Raw genomic sequence first — 15,923 nt, 5'->3', positions numbered from 1 at the left:
GCGTGTGCGGCGGCGTCCGGTCGACCTCGGCCGCGGCGCTCGTCGACGCCCTCGACGAAATGCACGTGGCGCTCGCGGCGGCGCAGAAACTGCTCGCGGAGTTCTTCGCCGAACACGGCGAGGACGGGAATCCACCGGGCGCGGGCGCAACGGGCTCCCGCGACGTGTCGGTCAAGCAGGCCCTTTCCCTGCTGACCCCGCGGGAGCGCGAGGTCCTCGGGCTGGTGGCCCAGGGAAAGTCCAACCGTCAGGTGGCCAACTCGCTCGAGATATCCGAGAAGACCGTCAAGAACCATCTGTCCGCGGTGTTCTCCAAAGTGGGCGCCGCGGATCGCACCCAGGCCGTGGTGTTCGGTATCCGGGGCGGCCTCGTCCGTATCGGCGGAGCCGCCTGACGCACGCTGCCATTGTGCGGCACGGAACGGCCGGCGGACAGGGGACGGACTGTCGGCCCACCACGAATCCCTGCCACATTGGGGGACATGTTGAAGAATGTGGCCGCAGTGCTGCTCGACAACGTGCACCCCTTTGAACTCGGTGTCGTCTGCGAGGTGTTCGGCATCGACCGGCAGTCGGAGGGGCTGCCCGCATACGACTTCGCGCTCGTCGCGGCGGAGTCCTTCTCGGTGCGGGCCGTCCCCGGCTTCACCATCACCACCCCGTACGGCCTCGACCGCCTGGAGGACGCGGATCTGATAGCCGTGCCCGTCGGGGACGACTTCCACACCCGCGCCTTCCCCCCGGAGCTGCTGGAGGCCCTGCACCGGGCCGTCTTCCGCGGCGCCCGGGTGCTCAGCGTCTGCGTGGGCGCGTTCGTGCTCGCGGCCGCCGGGCTGCTGGACGGCCGTCGCTGCACCACGCACTGGCGCTACGCCGCCGCGCTCGCCGAGCGCTACCCCGAGGCCCTCGTCGAGCCCGGCGTGCTCTACGTCGACGCCGACCCCGTGATCACCTCCGCGGGCACCTCGGCGGGCATCGACGCCTGTCTGCACCTGGTCCGCAAGCTCCAGGGCAGCGAGGTCGCCAACGCCATAGCGCGCCGGATGGTGGTGCCCCCGCACCGCGAGGGCGGCCAGGCCCAGTACATCGAACGCCCCGTCCCCGACTGCCGCGAGGACGGCGTGCGCCAGGTGCTGGCCTGGATGGAGCTCCACCTCGACAAGGAGCTGACCGTGGAGCAGCTCGCCGCCCAGGCGTGCATGTCCCCGCGGACCTTCGCCCGCCGCTTCCGCCAGGAGACCGGCACCACCCCCTACCGCTGGCTGCTCGGCCAGCGGGTGCTCTTCGCCCAGCGGCTGCTGGAGCGCACGGACGACACGGTGGAGTCCGTGGCCGCCCGCACCGGATTCGCCAACGCGGCGGCCCTGCGCCACCAGTTCGTCCGCTCGCTGGGCACCACCCCGCACACCTACCGACGCATGTTCCGGGGGCCCGCACGGCTGTGACGGCCCGGGCGCCCCCGGCCGATGGGAGGAACCATGCTGCACATCGCGGTGATCGGCGCGACCGGAGCGGTCGGCCGGGAGTGTCTGGGCCTGCTCGACGGCGGCATCGTGCCCCTGGCACGCGTGACGCCCGTGGCCTCCCCGCGCAGCGCCGGCCACGACCTGGGCGCCGAACTCGGCCTGAAGATCCCCCTGGTGCCGGTCGTCGCCCTCGACGACCTCGACCCGGAGGGCGTGGACGTGGCCGTCCTCAGCGCGGGCGCCGACCTCAGCAGAGCGCGGGCGCGGCGGCTGGCCTCGGCCGGCGCGCTCGTCGTCGACAACAGCTCCGCGTTCCGCATGGACCCCGCCGTCCCCCTGGTCGTACCGCAGGTCAACCCCGACGAGCTGGCCTCGCGCCCCGCGAGCGGCATCGTCGCCAACCCCAACTGCTCCACCATCCAGCTCGTGCGGGCCCTGCACCCGCTGCACGCCCTCGCCGGGCTGGAGAGCGTCGTCGTGGCCACCTACCAGGCGGCCTCCGGGGGCGGCTTACGGGGCCTGGAGGAACTGGCCCGGGACGCGGGCGAGGTGCTCGAGGCGCCCGGGGCGGCCGTCCCCGGCCTGCCGGGCGGCCGCTTCGGGCAGCCCCTCGCCTTCAACCTGGTGCCCGAGATCGGCATGGCGGACGGGACCGGCTTCACCCACGAGGAGCGCAAGCTGGTGCGCGAGCCCCGCAAGATCCTCGGCCTGCCGGAGCTGCGGCTGACCGCGACCGCGGTGCGGGTGCCGGTCTTCCACTGCCACTCCGAGGCCGTGTACGTCCGGCTGCGCGAGCCCGTCACGGCCGCCGCGGTCCACGACGCGCTGGCGGCGACGCCGGGGCTGCGCGTCCACCGCGACGGCTACCCGATGCCGCGCACCGTCTTCGCGACCGACGAGGGCCGGGCCGCCGTGCACGTGGGACGGATCCGCGTGGAGCCCGACGACCCGCGCGGGGTGTGGCTGTGGATCGTCGCCGACAATCTGTGGGTCGGCGCGGCGCTCAACGCCCTGCAGATCGTGGAGGTCGCGGTGGGGCGGGGGTGGCTGCGGTGAGCACCCCGCTGGTCCTGAAGTTCGGCGGCGCCGCGTTCGCCGAGCTCGACGGGTTCACCCGCGTCGCCCGCCACGTGGCCGGGCGGGCCGCCGCCGGGCAGCCGGTGGTCGTCGTGGTCAGCGCCATGTCCGGCACCACCGGCCGGCTCCAGGAGACCCTCGACCACCTCGCCCCCGACCCGCCCGCCCCGGCCGCCGCCATGCTGCTGACCAGCGGCGAGACCGTCAGCGTCGCCCTGCTCACCGCGGCCCTCGACGCGGCCGGGGTGCCGGCGGGCGCGGTCCCCGCCGCAGGCACCGGCCTGCTCGGCGAGGGCCCGCCGCACCACGCCGAGCTGCTGCGGGCCGACCCCGCCCCGCTGTGCGCCGCCCTCGCCGCGCACCCCGTCGCGGTGGTGCCCGGCGGCCAGGGCGTGGACGCGGACGGGCGCACGGTCATGCTGGGCCGCAACAGCTCCGACCTGTCGGCGGTCGCCCTCGCCGGCGCCCTGGGCGCGCCCGTCTGCGAGCTCTTCTCCGACGTCCCGGGCGTCTGCACCGCCGACCCCCGCCTGGTCCCCGCCGCGCGCACCCTCGCGGACGTCGACTACGCGACGGTCGCCCGCATGTCCCACCACGGCGCCAAGGTCGTCCACACCCGGGCCGTCGACTGGGCCCGGCGCACCGGCGTCCTGCTGCACTGCCGCCCGCTGCCGCCACTGGAGGGCGCGGGCACGCGGGTGGGCCGGGGCCCCGCCTCCGCCGCCGTCGTCGTGGCCGCCCACGACGAGCGGCTCACCCGCGTCACCGCCCTGCACGCGGACGGGCGCGCCGAGCACGCCCTCGTCCCGCACCCCGACGCCCAGGACCGGGCCCGGCGCGCCCACGAGGCGTTGTTCCCCGGCGGTCCCGGCGGTCCCGGCGGTCCCGGCGGTCCCGGCGGTCCCGGCGGTCCCGGCGGTCCCGGCGGTCCCGGCGGTCCCGGCGTTCCCGGCGCACAGCGGGACGCCGCGGGCCTGCCGCCCAAGGCCCGTTCCCCGCACAGCGATGTGCTGATCACCTGAGACATGAGCGGAGGGGCCGGTACGGACGAGTCCGTACCGGCCCCTCACAGGCTGTGCCCCGGGGTGTCCCCGCGCCTTACAGCGACGGGTACAGCGGGTGCTTGCCCGCCAGCGCCGTGACGCGGCCGCGCAGCGCCTCGGCGTCGTAGGCCGGCTTCAGGGCCTCGGCGATGATGTCGGCGACCTCGCGGAAGTCCTCCGCCTGGAAGCCGCGGGTGGCCAGCGCCGGGGTGCCGATCCGCAGGCCCGAGGTGACCATCGGGGGACGCGGGTCGTTCGGGATGGCGTTGCGGTTGACCGTGATGCCGACCTCGTGGAGGCGGTCCTCGGCCTGCTGGCCGTCCAGCTCGGAGTTGCGCAGGTCCACCAGGACCAGGTGCACGTCCGTGCCGCCGGACAGGACCGAGACGCCCACCTCGGCGACGTCGGCCTGCATCAGGCGCTCGGCGAGGATCTTCGCGCCCTCGAGCGTGCGGACCTGGCGGTCCTTGAACTCCTCGCTGGCCGCGACCTTGAAGGAGACGGCCTTCGCCGCGATCACATGCTCCAGCGGACCGCCCTGCTGGCCGGGGAAGACCGCGGAGTTGATCTTCTTGGCGAGCTCGGCCGTGGACAGGATCACACCGCCGCGCGGACCGCCCAGGGTCTTGTGCGTGGTGGTGGTCACGACGTGCGCGTGCGGCACCGGGGAGGGGTGCAGCCCGGCGGCGACCAGGCCCGCGAAGTGGGCCATGTCGACCATCAGGTACGCGCCGACCTCGTCCGCGATCCGGCGGAAGGCCGCGAAGTCCAGCTGGCGCGGGTAGGCGGACCAGCCGGCGACGATCAGCTTCGGGCGGTGCTCCTTGGCGAGGCGCTCGACCTCGTCCATGTCGACCAGGTTGGTCGCCTCGTCGACGTGGTACGCGACCACGTTGTAGAGCTTGCCGGAGAAGTTGATCTTCATGCCGTGGGTCAGGTGCCCGCCGTGGGCGAGGTTCAGACCCAGGATGGTGTCGCCGGGGTTGAGCAGGGCGAACATCGCGGCGGCGTTGGCCTGCGCGCCGGAGTGCGGCTGCACGTTGGCGTGCTCGGCGCCGAAGAGCGCCTTGATGCGGTCGATCGCGATCTGCTCGACGACGTCGACGTGCTCACAGCCGCCGTAGTAGCGGCGGCCCGGGTAGCCCTCGGCGTACTTGTTGGTGAGGACCGAGCCCTGGGCCTCCATGACCGCGACCGGAGCGAAGTTCTCCGAGGCGATCATCTCGAGGGTGGACTGCTGGCGGTGGAGTTCGGCGTCGACAGCGGCGGCGACGTCGGGGTCGAGCTCATGGAGGGAGCTGTTCAGAAGCGACATGAGTTCTTCCTGGGCGGGGGAGAGGCGGGGTCAGCCGGCGAAGGCGGTGTACTCGTCGGCGGACATCAGGTCCGCCGGCTCGTCCGTGATCTTCACCTTGAACAGCCAGCCGCCCTCGAACGGGGCGGTGTTCACCAGCGCCGGGTCGTTCACGACGTCCTCGTTGATCTCGACGACCTCGCCGGAGACGGGGGCGTAGAGGTCACTGACCGACTTGGTGGACTCCAGCTCGCCGCAGGTGTCGCCCGCGGTGACGGTGTCGCCGACGGCCGGCAGCTGGGCGTAGACGACATCGCCGAGCGCGTTGGCCGCGAACTCCGTGATGCCGACCGTCGCCACGCCGTTCTCGACGGCCGAGAGCCACTCGTGCTCCTTGCTGTAGCGGAGCTGCTGGGGGTTGCTCATGACTAGATTCTCCTGTACGCGCGTGAGTGGTCGTGCAAAGGGTCTTGCCAGGTGGGATGAGGGGGGCTCAGCGTTCCCGCTTGTAGAACGGCAGGGCGACGACCTCGTACGGCTCATGCGTGCCGCGAATGTCCACCGATACCCCATCCGTGCCGGGAGCGGCGTGCGCCGCGTCGACGTAGGCGATCGCGATCGGCTTGCCGAGGGTCGGCGAGGGGGCGCCCGAGGTGACCTCGCCCACGACCTCGCCGCCGGCCACGACGGAGAAGCCGGCGCGCGGCACCCGGCGACCGGTGGCGACGAGACCGACCAGCTTGCGCGGCGGCGCGCTCTCGGCACGCTCGGCGGCGGCCAGCAGCGCCTCGCGGCCCACGAAGTCACCCGCCTTGTCGAACTTCACGACCCGGCCCAGCCCCGCGTCGAACGGCGTCGTGGCGGTGGTCAGCTCGTGCCCGTACAGCGGCATGCCCGCCTCCAGGCGCAGCGTGTCGCGGCAGGACAGGCCGCAGGGCACCAGACCCGCGTCCGCGCCCGCCTCGGTCAGGGCCTGCCACAGCTTCTCGGCGTCGGCCGGGGCGACGAACAGCTCGAAGCCGTCCTCGCCGGTGTAACCGGTACGGGCGATCAGCGCGGGCACGCCCGCGACGGTGCCCGGCAGACCCGCGTAGTACTTCAGGCCGTCCAGGTCCGCGTCGGTGACGGACTTCAGGATGCCGGGGGAGGCCGGGCCTTGGACGGCGATCAGCGCGTAGGCGTCGCGGTCGTCGCGGACCTCGGTCTCGAAGCCGGCCGCCCGCTCGGTCAGCGCGTCCAGCACGACCTGTGCGTTGGAGGCGTTGGCGACGACCATGTACTCCTGCTCCGCGAGGCGGTAGACGATCAGGTCGTCCAGAATGCCGCCCTGCGCGTCGCAGATCATGGTGTAGCGGGCGCGGCCGACGGCCAGCGCGGAGAGGTTGCCCACCAGGGCGTGATCGAGGGCCTGCCCGGCCTGGGGGCCCGTAAGGGTGATCTCGCCCATGTGGGAGAGGTCGAAGAGACCGGCGCGGGTGCGCACGGCGAGGTGCTCGTCGCGCTCGCTCCCGTAACGCAGGGGCATGTCCCAGCCCGCGAAGTCGGTCATGGTGGCGCCGAGGCTGCGGTGCAGCGCGTCGAGGGCGGTATGGCGGGGGGCATCGGTCATGGTCAGGCTCCCGGACACGAGTCGGAGGTCGGCCTCCCCATCTGTCATCGGAACCTGAGAGGTTCACCGAGAGCCCCGAAAGGACGGCTCGGCTTGCACCTTGGGTGGGGCCGCCGCCGCGAGGAACGGGGGCCCGCTTTTCAGATCTGCCTCACCCGCGCGGTACGGGGCCTGAGAGATTCAAGGGAGGAACTTGCTCCTTCGGCGCCCGGTGCCAGGGGCACCAGGACTCTCCCGCGCGGATTCGAGCGGCCGGTATGCAGTTGATAGACATGCCGTTGGCGCGCACATCATTGCACGTACGAGCGTGCGAGGGACTGCCCACGGCCCCATGAATTGGATTACCTTTTCTTTACATTCCGTGGGTAGGGGGCAGCCAACGGACGGGGAGGGAAGGCGATCACGGTGCGTACGGACGTCCAGGGGGAGGTGCCGGACGCCGCGGCGGAGCCGCCGCCGTCGGCGGAGCCGCCCACGGGAGTGCGCGATCTGCGCGGCCGCGGCCGCACCGAGCTGCGCTATCCGCTCGGCGATCTGCTCGTCGTCTCCGGGCTGCCCGGAAGCGGAAAGTCCACGCTGATACGGCGCACGGTGGCCGCCGTGGACGGCCGGGGCACGCCCGTCCACCGCGTGGACTCCCAGGACGCCCGCGACCGCTTCGAGCGCCGCACGCCGGACCGGCTGCCGTACGCGGCCTACCGCCCCTTGGTGCGCCTGGCCCACTACGCCGCGCTGCGCCGCGCCCTGCGCTCGGGCGCGAGCGTGGTGGTGCACGACTGCGGGGAGCGCGCCTGGGTGCGCCGCTGGCTCGCCCGCGACGCGCGCCGGCGCGGCGGCGCGGTCCATGTGCTGCTGCTCGCCGTGGAGCCGCACACCGCGCTCGCCGGCCAGGCGGCCCGCGGCCGCCGCGTCTCCCGCCGGGCCTTCGACCGCCACCGCCGCGCGATGACGGGCCTGCTGACCACCGCCGCCGCGGGCCGCGTCCCGCCCGGCACGGCCTCCACCACCCTCCTCGACCGCCCCGCCGCCGACGCCCTGGAGACCATCGCCTTCGGCTAGCCGCCAGGGTCGGGTTTCGGCTGGATGCCCGCCCCGCCGCGGCCGCGATACGGGACACCGCCCGGCCGCCGCGCGAGCGCAGCCGTTAAGGTGCGGGTGCGGTGGTGACGAGACGGTGGTTGGGACAGGTGAGCGTGTCCGAGCAGTACGGGTGGGGCCCGGAGCACAGTGGCGGGGCCGGGGCATGGCCTGCCAACGAACTCGAAGAGGTGCTCGCCGCCTCCCTGGGCGTGCCGGACGCCGGCGCCCGCATCGTGGAGGTCCTCGGCCGCAGCAGCGTGTGGATCCCGCTGCCCAACGGCGGCGGGACCGACAGCCGGGACCTCGACCTGCCCGCCCTGGAGCTGGACGGCGCCGCGTACGTACCGGTCTTCAGCTCCGAGGAGCAGTTCCGGAAGGTCGTGGGCGAGCTGATGCCGTTCGCCGTGGCCCCTGCCGTGGAATTCGCCCGGGGCCTGCCCCCGCAGGTCGGCATCGTGGTCAACCCGGACGGCGCGGTCGGCGCGCCCCTGCCGCCGCCCGCCGTCGCCGCGCTGTGCCGGGCCGGCCGCACGGCCCTGGACGGCGAGGCCACCGGCGGCCGGGTGCGCCTGTTCGAGCCGGACTGGCAGGACGAGCCGACCGCCTTCCTGGCCGCCGCGGGCCTGCAGTTCGCGGCCGCCGAGGTCGTGCGGACCGCGCGCCGCACCCTGGCCAGCGTGGAGGGCGCCGACCCGGCGCTGTTCGTCGGCGTGGAGCTGGACCTGCCCGACCCCGCGAGCCGGTCCGCCGCGATGGAGGCCCTCGGCCGGGCCCTGGGCGAGGTGCCCGTTCCCTGGCCCGTGCAGCTGGTCTTCCTGGACGTGGCGCACGACCCCGTGGGTGACTGGATGCGTGCGCGGGTGCGTCCGTTCTACGACCGTGACCTGTGACAGCTCCCCTGCCCGCGGCCGCGGGCTCGTAAGCTGGTGGGAACAGACGGCCAAGAGAAGAGGCGGACCCAGGTGAGCGCGGGCGCGGAGAGCGGCGTGGAGCAGGTGCTGCGCCAGGTGGCGCCCGGCCGGTACGACACGTACGAGGCGCTGTTGGGCGCTCTCGCCGAGGGCCGGGTCTGGATGCTGCTGTGGCACGGCCAGGCGGGCTCGCCCGACGCCCAGTACGGCAACATGGAGGTCGACGGCCTCGGCTACGCCCCCTGTGTGACCTCCGCCCAGGAGCTCGCCGCCAGTGGCTGGAACCGCGCCCACGAGGTCGTCTCCGGCCGGGACATCGCCGCCTCCCTCTACCCCGACCGCTGGGGCCTGTGGCTCAACCCCCACGCCCCCGGCGGTGGCGTCGGCATCCCCTGGCCCGACCTGCGCCGGATCACCGCCGGACTGGACCGGCTGCCCGCCGGCCCCCTGCGGCTGAGCGAACCGGCCGTGGACATCCCGCAGTTCTACGCCCTGCTCGGGCAGAACGCCCACCGCACGCCCGTGGTCCGCGCGCTGCGCCGCGCCTGGGTGCAGCCCGCGCTCGGCACGCCGTACCTGGCCGTCGGGCTCGACCTGTACGACACCTCCCCGGCGGCGGTGGAGTCGGTGCGGCTGATGATGCAGCAGTCGGTCGGTGTGGTCCCGGAGGGGCTGCCGGTCTCGACGGTGTCGATGGCGGACGAGTACGACCCGGTGGCGATGTGGATGCGGGCCAACGCCCGGCCCTTCTTCGACCGCGACGCCTACGGCGGAGCGCCCGCCCCCGCCCCCGCCACGGGCCCCGCCGCCGGCTACGGCTACCCCCCTCAGCAGGGCTGGCAGGCCGGTACGTACTGACCCCCGCGCCGGGTCACGGCCCCGCTGCGGGGCCCCGTGTGTCCGTATAACGGAAGCTCCCTACGCACATCACGGTTGCGCATACATTGCGGATGAGGTCTGGCGGGTGATCGCGGGCCCGTTGAAGACTCCCGCCAACAAGGGCCACGGCCCGTCGTCGGCCCGACGCACCGGTACGACCTGCTGCGCGTGAACGTCCCGCACCTCCGCAATCCTTGCGCCTTCGCACTCTCGTTCACCCTCATACATCCCGCATCTTCAGTACCTCACGCACCTCCGCACCATTCGCACCCGATGTGAACAAGCCGCGCCGTACGCGGCGGGTGCCGCCCGGCCATTGCCGGGCGGCACCGGTCGAGAGGGGTCCACCAGACGATGACGGCACCACTGCACGACACGGGCGCGGCCGAGGCCGCTGCCGACGGCGTGGGAACGGTCCCCGCCGGCGTCCCGGCGAAGGCCATCGAGGGCCGCTCCCCCTGGCGTATCGCCTGGATACGACTCAAGCGCGACAAGGTGGCCCTGTCCGGCGGCATCGTGGTGGTGCTGCTCGTCCTCGTGGCGCTCTTCGCGCCGCTCATCGTGGGGCTGCTCGGCCATCCGCCCAACGAATTTCATGAAGAAACGATTGATCCGCTCTTCAGCACGCCCAAGGGGGCCTGGGGAGGCATCAGTTCGGACTTCCTCTTCGGCGTCGAGCCGGGCAACGGCCGCGATGTGTTCAGCCGCGTCGTCTACGGCGCGCGGGTCTCGCTGCTCGTGGCCTTCCTCGCGGCGGTCGTCGCCGTGCTGATCGGCACGGTGCTGGGCATCGTCGCCGGCTACTTCGGCGGCTGGGTCGACGCGGTCGTCAGCCGCGTCATGGACCTGCTGCTGGCCTTCCCCCAGCTGCTGTTCATCATCGCCCTGGTCTCGGTCGTGCCCAACTCTCTGTGGGGACTGACGGGTTCGGGCGTGCGCATGGCCGTGCTCATCGCGGTCATCGGATTCTTCGGCTGGCCGTACGTAGGGCGCATCGTGCGCGGGCAGACGCTCTCGCTCAGGGAGCGCGAGTACGTGGAGGCGGCCCGCAGCCTGGGCGCCGGGCGGCTGTACATCCTCTTCCGCGAGCTGCTGCCGAACCTCGTGGCGCCGATCACCGTCTACGCCACCTTGATGATCCCCACCAATGTGCTCACCGAGGCCGCGCTGAGCTTCCTCGGCGCCGGGGTGAAGCCCCCGACCGCCTCCTGGGGACAGATGCTCTCCAAGGCCGTCACCACCTACGAGGCCGACCCGATGTTCATGATCATCCCCGGTCTGGCCATCTTCGTCACCGTGCTGGCGTTCAACCTCTTCGGCGACGGAGTGCGGGACGCCCTGGACCCGAAGGGCTCGCGCTGACGCGCGGGTACCGCCCCGACTCACCTGTGTGCACGACCGCCCCTGTCGTTCCGTCAGGAGGCCGTTCCCGAAATCCCGCCGGCCCGCACCGCGGGCGGCGTCAATCACGGAGGTCGCGACATCTTGACTCACCGGAGTACTTCGAGGCGCAGAACGGCCGCGGGGGCGGCCCTCGTGGTCGCGGCCCTGCTCGGCACGACCGCCTGCGGCGGCGGTGGCGGCGGCAAGGAAGGCAAGGGCGACGGCAAGGCCCCGGGCTTCAACGCCGGCTTCGGCAAGCTGGCCAGCCCGTCCGACAAGAAGGGCGGCGAGCTGAAGTTCATCGGCACGCAGGACGCCGACAGCTGGGACCCGCAGCGCGGCTACTACGGCTTCATGTGGGACTTCGCCCGCTACTACACCCGCACCCTGGTCACGCCCAAGCCCGCACCGGGCCCCGAGAGCTCAACGGTCGTGGCGGACCTGGCCACCGACACCGGTCAGATCTCGGCCGACAAGAAGACCTACACCTTCAAGCTGCGTGACGGCCTGACGTGGGAGGACGGCCAGCCCATCACCACGCAGCACATCAAGTACGGCATCGAGCGCACCTGGGCCCAGGACAAGATCTCGGGCGGCCCGACCTGGCTGATGCAGGTCCTGGACCCCGACAAGCAGTACAAGGGCCCCTACAAGGACGAGAGCAAGGACAAGCTCGGCCTGAAGGCGATCGAGACGCCGGATGAGAAGACCATCGTCTTCAAACTGCCCAAGCCCAACGGCGACTTCCTGCAGATGCTGGCCATCCCCGCGGCCGCCCCCGTGCGCCCGGACAAGGACACCGTGGAGCGCTACGGGCAGAAGCCCTTCTCCAGCGGCCCCTACAAATGGGTCTCCTACGAGCCCAACAAGGGCCTGGAGCTGGTCCGCAACGACAAGTGGAACCGCGACTCCGACCCGGTCCGCAAGGCCCTGCCGGACAAGATCACGGTCAAGCTCACCACCAACGCCGACGACATGGACAACCGCCTGATCTCCGGCGACTACGACCTCGACATCAACGCCACCGGCATGGGCTCGGCCGGCCGCCAGAAGGCGATGCAGTCCGCCAAGGCCAACGTCGACAACCCCCAGACCGGCTTCATCCGCTACGCGGCCTTCCCCAGGTCCGTCGCGCCGTTCGACAACGAGCACTGCCGCAAGGCGGTCATCTACGCCGCCGACCACACCTCGCTGCAGACCGCCCGCGGCGGCCCCGAGGCGGGCGGCGACATCGGCACCAGCATGCTGCCGCCGGCCGTCAAGGGCTACGACCCCGGCTACGACCCGTTCAAGCTCAAGCAGGGCAAGCCCGACGAGGCCAAGGCCAAGGAGGAGCTGAAGGCCTGCGGCAAGCCGGAGGGCTTCAAGACCACCATCGCGGTCCGCAACAACAAGCCGCCGGAGATCGCCACCGCCGAGTCGCTGCAGGCCGCCCTGAAGAAGGTCGGCATCGAGGCCCAGATCGACCAGTACGACGGCGCCCAGGCCGCCGGCATCGTCGGCGCTCCGAAGAACGTCAAGGCCAAGGGCTACGGGGTCATCATCTTCGGCTGGGGCGCCGACTTCCCCAGCGGCCAGGGCTTCCTGCAGCCGATGGCCGACGGCCGCTTCATCCTGGAGAGCGGCAACAACAACTACACCGAGCTCAACGACCCGGAGATCAACAAGCTCTTCGACCAGGCCATCGCGGAGACCGACCCGGACAGGGCCGGGAAGATCTTCCAGGAGGCCAACAAGAAGGTCACCGAGGGCGCCTGGTACCTGCCCTTCACCTACGAGAAGAACATCATCTGGCGCAGTTCCCGGCTGACCAACGTCTACACCGCCGACTCCTACAACGGCCGCTACGACTACGCCTCCCTCGGTGTGGCCAAGTGACAGACCGTCCGCTCCGTCGGCGCACCCGCCGCTAGGCCCGAAGGGCAGGTGAGGGCCGTGCGCGGTGTCCCGGGGCCGCCCCCGTGGGGGCGACCCGGGACACCGCCGGGCCGACCGCAGTGTTCGCATACATCGTCAGGCGGCTGATCGCCGTCATCGTGATGCTGCTCGTGGTCACCCTGGTGACCTTCGGCATCTTCTTCGCGATCCCCAAGCTCACCGGAGCCGACCCCGCCGCCCTCTACGTCGGCAAGCAGGCGGACCCGGCCACCATCGAGGGCATCCGGGAGAAACTTGGGCTCGGCGACCCGATCCTGGTGCAGTTCTGGCACTTCGTCTCCGGCATCGTGGCCGGCCGCGACTACGCCGGCGGCGGAAGCTCGGTGCACTGCGACGCACCCTGCTTCGGCTACTCCTTCCGCACCGAGCAGGCCATCTGGCCGGTGCTGCAGGACCGGCTGCCCGTGACGCTCTCGCTCGCCGCGGGGGCGTGCGTGCTGTGGCTGCTGGGCGGCGTCACCACCGGAGTGGTCTCGGCCCTCAAGCGCGGCAGCCTGTGGGACCGCGCGGCCATGGGCATCGCCCTCGGCGGCGTCTCGCTGCCGATCTACTTCACCGGCCTGCTCTCGCTGGCGGTGTTCTCCTACGGACTGGGCTGGCTGAACGGCGAGTACGTGGACTTCGCCGACGACCCGGCCGCGTGGTTCGGCGGCCTGATCCTGCCGTGGGTCACCCTCGCCTTCCTCTACGCGGCCATGTACGCCCGGCTCACCCGGGCCACCATGCTGGAGATCCTCGGCGAGGACTACATCCGCACCGCCCGCGCCAAGGGCCTGCGGGAACCGGTCGTCATCGGCAAGCACGCCATGCGCTCCACCATGACACCGGTCCTGACCATCCTCGGCATGGACCTCGGCGCCCTCGTCGGCGGCGCGGTCCTCACCGAGACCACCTTCAACCTGCCCGGCCTCGGCCAGGCGGCCGTCAAGGCGATCGGCGACCGCGACCTGCCGCTGATCCTCGGCGTGACGCTGTTCGCCGCGACCGCGGTCGTCCTCGCCAACCTCGTCGTGGACCTCCTGTACGCCGTGATCGATCCCCGAGTGAGGCTCTCGTGACGACCGCAACCGCCCCGGAGCACACCCCCACCGCCTTCCTCGAGGTGCGCGACCTGCGCATCCACTTCCCCACCGACGACGGCCTGGTGAAGTCCGTCGACGGGCTCTCCTTCCGGCTGGACAAGGGCCGCACCCTCGGCATCGTCGGCGAGTCCGGCTCCGGCAAGTCGGTGACCTCGCTGGGCATCATGGGCCTGCACACCGTCGGCCAGTACGGCCGCCGCAAGGCCCGCATCAGCGGCGAGATCTGGCTGGACGGCAAGGAGCTGATGAGCGCCGACCCCGACGAGGTCCGCCGGCTGCGCGGCCGCGAGATGGCGATGATCTTCCAGGATCCGCTGTCGGCCATGCACCCCTACTTCACCATCGGCGCCCAGATCGTCGAGGCGTACCGCGTCCACCACGACGTCGACAGGAAGACCGCCCGCAAGCGCGCCGTCGAACTGCTGGAGCGGGTCGGCATCCCCCAGCCCGACCGGCGGGCCGACGACTACCCCCACCAGTTCTCCGGCGGCATGCGCCAGCGCGCGATGATCGCCATGGCGCTGGTCAACAACCCCGAGCTGCTCATCGCCGACGAACCGACGACCGCCCTCGACGTGACCGTGCAGGCGCAGATCCTCGACCTGATCCGCGACCTGCAGAAGGAGTTCGGCTCGGCCGTCATCATCATCACCCACGACCTGGGGGTCGTCGCCGAACTGGCCGACGACATCCTGGTGATGTACGGCGGCCGCTGCGTCGAACGCGGCCCGGCCGAGCAGGTCTTCCACACCCCGCAGCACCCCTACACCTGGGGCCTGCTGGGCTCGATGCCGCGCATCGACCGGGAGCAGACCGAGCGCCTGATCCCGGTCAAGGGCTCCCCGCCCAGCCTGATCAACGTGCCCGCCGGCTGCGCCTTCAACCCGCGCTGCCCCTACGCCGACCTGCCCGGGGGCGGCATCACCCGCACCGAGCGGCCCGAGCTGCGCCCGGTGCCGGGTGCGGACCGGCACCACTTCGCCTGCCACATGACGCACGAGGAGCGGACGCGGATCTGGACCGAAGAGATCGCGCCGAAGCTGTGAAGGACCACGAGATGACGATTCCCGGGCAGCCGTCCCCCGCGCCGGCGCAGGCCGGGCCCCTGCTGAAGGTCGAGGGCCTGGTCAAGCACTTCCCGATCACCAAGGGCCTGCTGCGCCGCCAGGTCGGCGCCGTGCAGGCCGTCGACGGCCTCGACTTCGCCGTGCACCCGGGGGAGACCCTGGGGGTGGTGGGGGAGTCCGGCTGCGGCAAGTCGACCATGGGGCGGCTGATCACCCGGCTGCTCGAACCCACCGCGGGCCGCGTCGAGTTCGAGGGCAGGGACATCAGCCACCTGGGCGTGGCCGGGATGCGGCCGCTGCGCCGCGACGTCCAGATGATCTTCCAGGACCCGTACTCCTCGCTGAACCCCCGCCACACCGTGGGCACCATCGTCGGCGCGCCGTTCCGGCTCCAGGGCATCGCCCCCGACGGCGGGGTGAAGAAGGAGGTCCAGCGGCTGCTGGAGCTGGTGGGTCTCAACCCCGAGCACTACAACCGCTATCCGCACGAGTTCTCCGGCGGCCAGCGCCAGCGCATCGGTATCGCCCGGGCCCTCGCGCTCAAGCCCCGGCTGGTGGTCGCGGACGAGCCGGTCTCCGCCCTGGACGTCTCCATCCAGGCCCAGGTGGTCAATCTGCTGGACGACCTGCAGGACGAGCTCGGCCTGACCTACGTGATCATCGCGCACGACCTGTCCGTCATCCGGCACGTCTCGGACCGGATCGCCGTGATGTACCTCGGCAAGATCGTCGAGCTCACCGACCGCACCTCGCTCTACCGCTCGCCCCGCCACCCGTACACCAAGGCGCTGCTCTCCGCGGTGCCCGTGCCCGACCCCAAACGGCGGGCCAAGCGGGGGAGGATCCTGTTGACCGGCGACGTGCCCTCGCCGATCTCCCCGCCCGCCGGGTGCCGCTTCCACACCCGGTGCTGGAAGGCGACCGAGGTCTGCACGCTGCAGGAGCCCCCGCTGACGGCCCTGCGCACGGGGCATCAGGTGGCGTGCCATCACCCCGAGCCCGAGGCCGGGCCCGAGGCCACGGCCCCCGCCGAAGTGCCACCGACGCAGTAACGGGAGGTGCGCCCGTATGGCGGTCGTGCCAAGCTGACTGGT

15 protein-coding genes and 1 riboswitch are annotated in these 15,923 nt (G+C 72.2%); of the genes, 12 read left to right on the top strand and 3 right to left on the bottom strand.

Annotation, left to right across the window (positions count from 1 at the left end):
- Window positions 1-2 precede the first annotated feature (2 nt).
- The 4 genes from AB0G59_RS25675 (at window position 3) to AB0G59_RS25660 (ending at window position 3,565) form a co-directional block, all read left to right on the top strand.
- A complete protein-coding gene (locus AB0G59_RS25675; RefSeq protein ID WP_360916005.1) occupies window positions 3-395 on the top strand; it encodes a response regulator transcription factor in 393 nt (130 codons plus the stop codon).
- 87 nt (window positions 396-482) lie between these two features.
- Window positions 483-1,445 carry a helix-turn-helix domain-containing protein gene (locus tag AB0G59_RS25670; RefSeq protein ID WP_360916002.1) on the top strand — a complete coding sequence of 321 codons (963 nt, stop codon included), beginning with the start codon at window positions 483-485 and terminating at the stop codon, window positions 1,443-1,445.
- A 33-nt stretch (window positions 1,446-1,478) separates the two neighbouring features.
- Window positions 1,479-2,522, top strand: a complete 1,044-nt coding sequence (locus tag AB0G59_RS25665; protein ID WP_360915999.1) for an aspartate-semialdehyde dehydrogenase — start codon at window positions 1,479-1,481, stop codon at window positions 2,520-2,522.
- Window positions 2,519-3,565, top strand: coding sequence for a hypothetical protein (locus tag AB0G59_RS25660; protein WP_360915996.1), 1,047 nt, complete (start codon window positions 2,519-2,521; stop codon window positions 3,563-3,565). Before AB0G59_RS25665 ends, AB0G59_RS25660 begins: the two co-directional genes overlap by 4 nt.
- 76 nt (window positions 3,566-3,641) lie before the next feature.
- Here AB0G59_RS25660 and glyA read toward each other — a convergent pair whose 3' ends face one another.
- From glyA to gcvT, 3 genes are all read right to left on the bottom strand, one after another.
- Complete coding sequence (gene glyA / locus AB0G59_RS25655; protein ID WP_360915993.1) at window positions 3,642-4,901, bottom strand: serine hydroxymethyltransferase; 1,260 nt, start codon at window positions 4,899-4,901, stop codon at window positions 3,642-3,644.
- A gap of 30 nt (window positions 4,902-4,931) precedes the next feature.
- Window positions 4,932-5,306, bottom strand: coding sequence for a glycine cleavage system protein GcvH (gene gcvH, locus AB0G59_RS25650; RefSeq protein WP_360915990.1), 375 nt, complete (start codon window positions 5,304-5,306; stop codon window positions 4,932-4,934).
- Window positions 5,307-5,373: 67 nt separating this feature from the next.
- Window positions 5,374-6,489: a glycine cleavage system aminomethyltransferase GcvT gene (gene gcvT, locus AB0G59_RS25645; RefSeq protein ID WP_360915987.1), complete on the bottom strand. Its 1,116-nt coding sequence runs from the start codon at window positions 6,487-6,489 to the stop codon at window positions 5,374-5,376.
- Between the two features lie 150 nt (window positions 6,490-6,639).
- Window positions 6,640-6,736: riboswitch (glycine riboswitch) on the bottom strand.
- A gap of 158 nt (window positions 6,737-6,894) precedes the next feature.
- On the opposite strand from gcvT, the gene AB0G59_RS25640 reads away from it, so the two are divergent.
- From AB0G59_RS25640 to AB0G59_RS25605, 8 genes are all read left to right on the top strand, one after another.
- The gene (locus tag AB0G59_RS25640) at window positions 6,895-7,548 is read left to right on the top strand and encodes an AAA family ATPase (RefSeq protein WP_360915984.1); all 654 of its coding nucleotides are present in this window, start codon (window positions 6,895-6,897) and stop codon (window positions 7,546-7,548) included.
- A 134-nt stretch (window positions 7,549-7,682) separates the two neighbouring features.
- Window positions 7,683-8,459, top strand: a complete 777-nt coding sequence (locus AB0G59_RS25635; protein ID WP_360915981.1) for an enhanced serine sensitivity protein SseB — start codon at window positions 7,683-7,685, stop codon at window positions 8,457-8,459.
- A gap of 72 nt (window positions 8,460-8,531) precedes the next feature.
- On the top strand, window positions 8,532-9,338 hold the full coding sequence (locus AB0G59_RS25630; RefSeq protein WP_360915978.1) for an enhanced serine sensitivity protein SseB C-terminal domain-containing protein: 807 nt from the start codon (window positions 8,532-8,534) through the stop codon (window positions 9,336-9,338).
- A gap of 375 nt (window positions 9,339-9,713) precedes the next feature.
- Window positions 9,714-10,721: an ABC transporter permease gene (locus AB0G59_RS25625; protein WP_071962772.1), complete on the top strand. Its 1,008-nt coding sequence runs from the start codon at window positions 9,714-9,716 to the stop codon at window positions 10,719-10,721.
- A 120-nt stretch (window positions 10,722-10,841) separates the two neighbouring features.
- Window positions 10,842-12,620, top strand: coding sequence for an ABC transporter substrate-binding protein (locus AB0G59_RS25620; protein ID WP_360916084.1), 1,779 nt, complete (start codon window positions 10,842-10,844; stop codon window positions 12,618-12,620).
- 119 nt (window positions 12,621-12,739) lie between these two features.
- Window positions 12,740-13,738 (top strand): ABC transporter permease, encoded by a 999-nt coding sequence (locus AB0G59_RS25615; RefSeq protein ID WP_360915975.1) that lies wholly within the window; start codon window positions 12,740-12,742, stop codon window positions 13,736-13,738.
- On the top strand, window positions 13,735-14,808 hold the full coding sequence (locus AB0G59_RS25610) for an ABC transporter ATP-binding protein (RefSeq protein ID WP_360915972.1): 1,074 nt from the start codon (window positions 13,735-13,737) through the stop codon (window positions 14,806-14,808). The genes AB0G59_RS25615 and AB0G59_RS25610 overlap by 4 nt, the downstream gene beginning before the upstream one ends.
- Before the next feature lie 11 nt (window positions 14,809-14,819).
- On the top strand, window positions 14,820-15,881 hold the full coding sequence (locus tag AB0G59_RS25605; RefSeq protein ID WP_360915969.1) for a dipeptide ABC transporter ATP-binding protein: 1,062 nt from the start codon (window positions 14,820-14,822) through the stop codon (window positions 15,879-15,881).
- Window positions 15,882-15,923: the final 42 nt, after the last annotated feature.

Origin of the sequence: Streptomyces sp. NPDC021096, from assembly GCF_040641275.1 — a bacterium.
GTDB lineage: Bacteria > Actinomycetota > Actinomycetes > Streptomycetales > Streptomycetaceae > Streptomyces.
The sequence above is the reverse complement of the archived record's forward strand: the minus strand, read 5'-3'. Positions and strand labels throughout refer to the sequence as shown.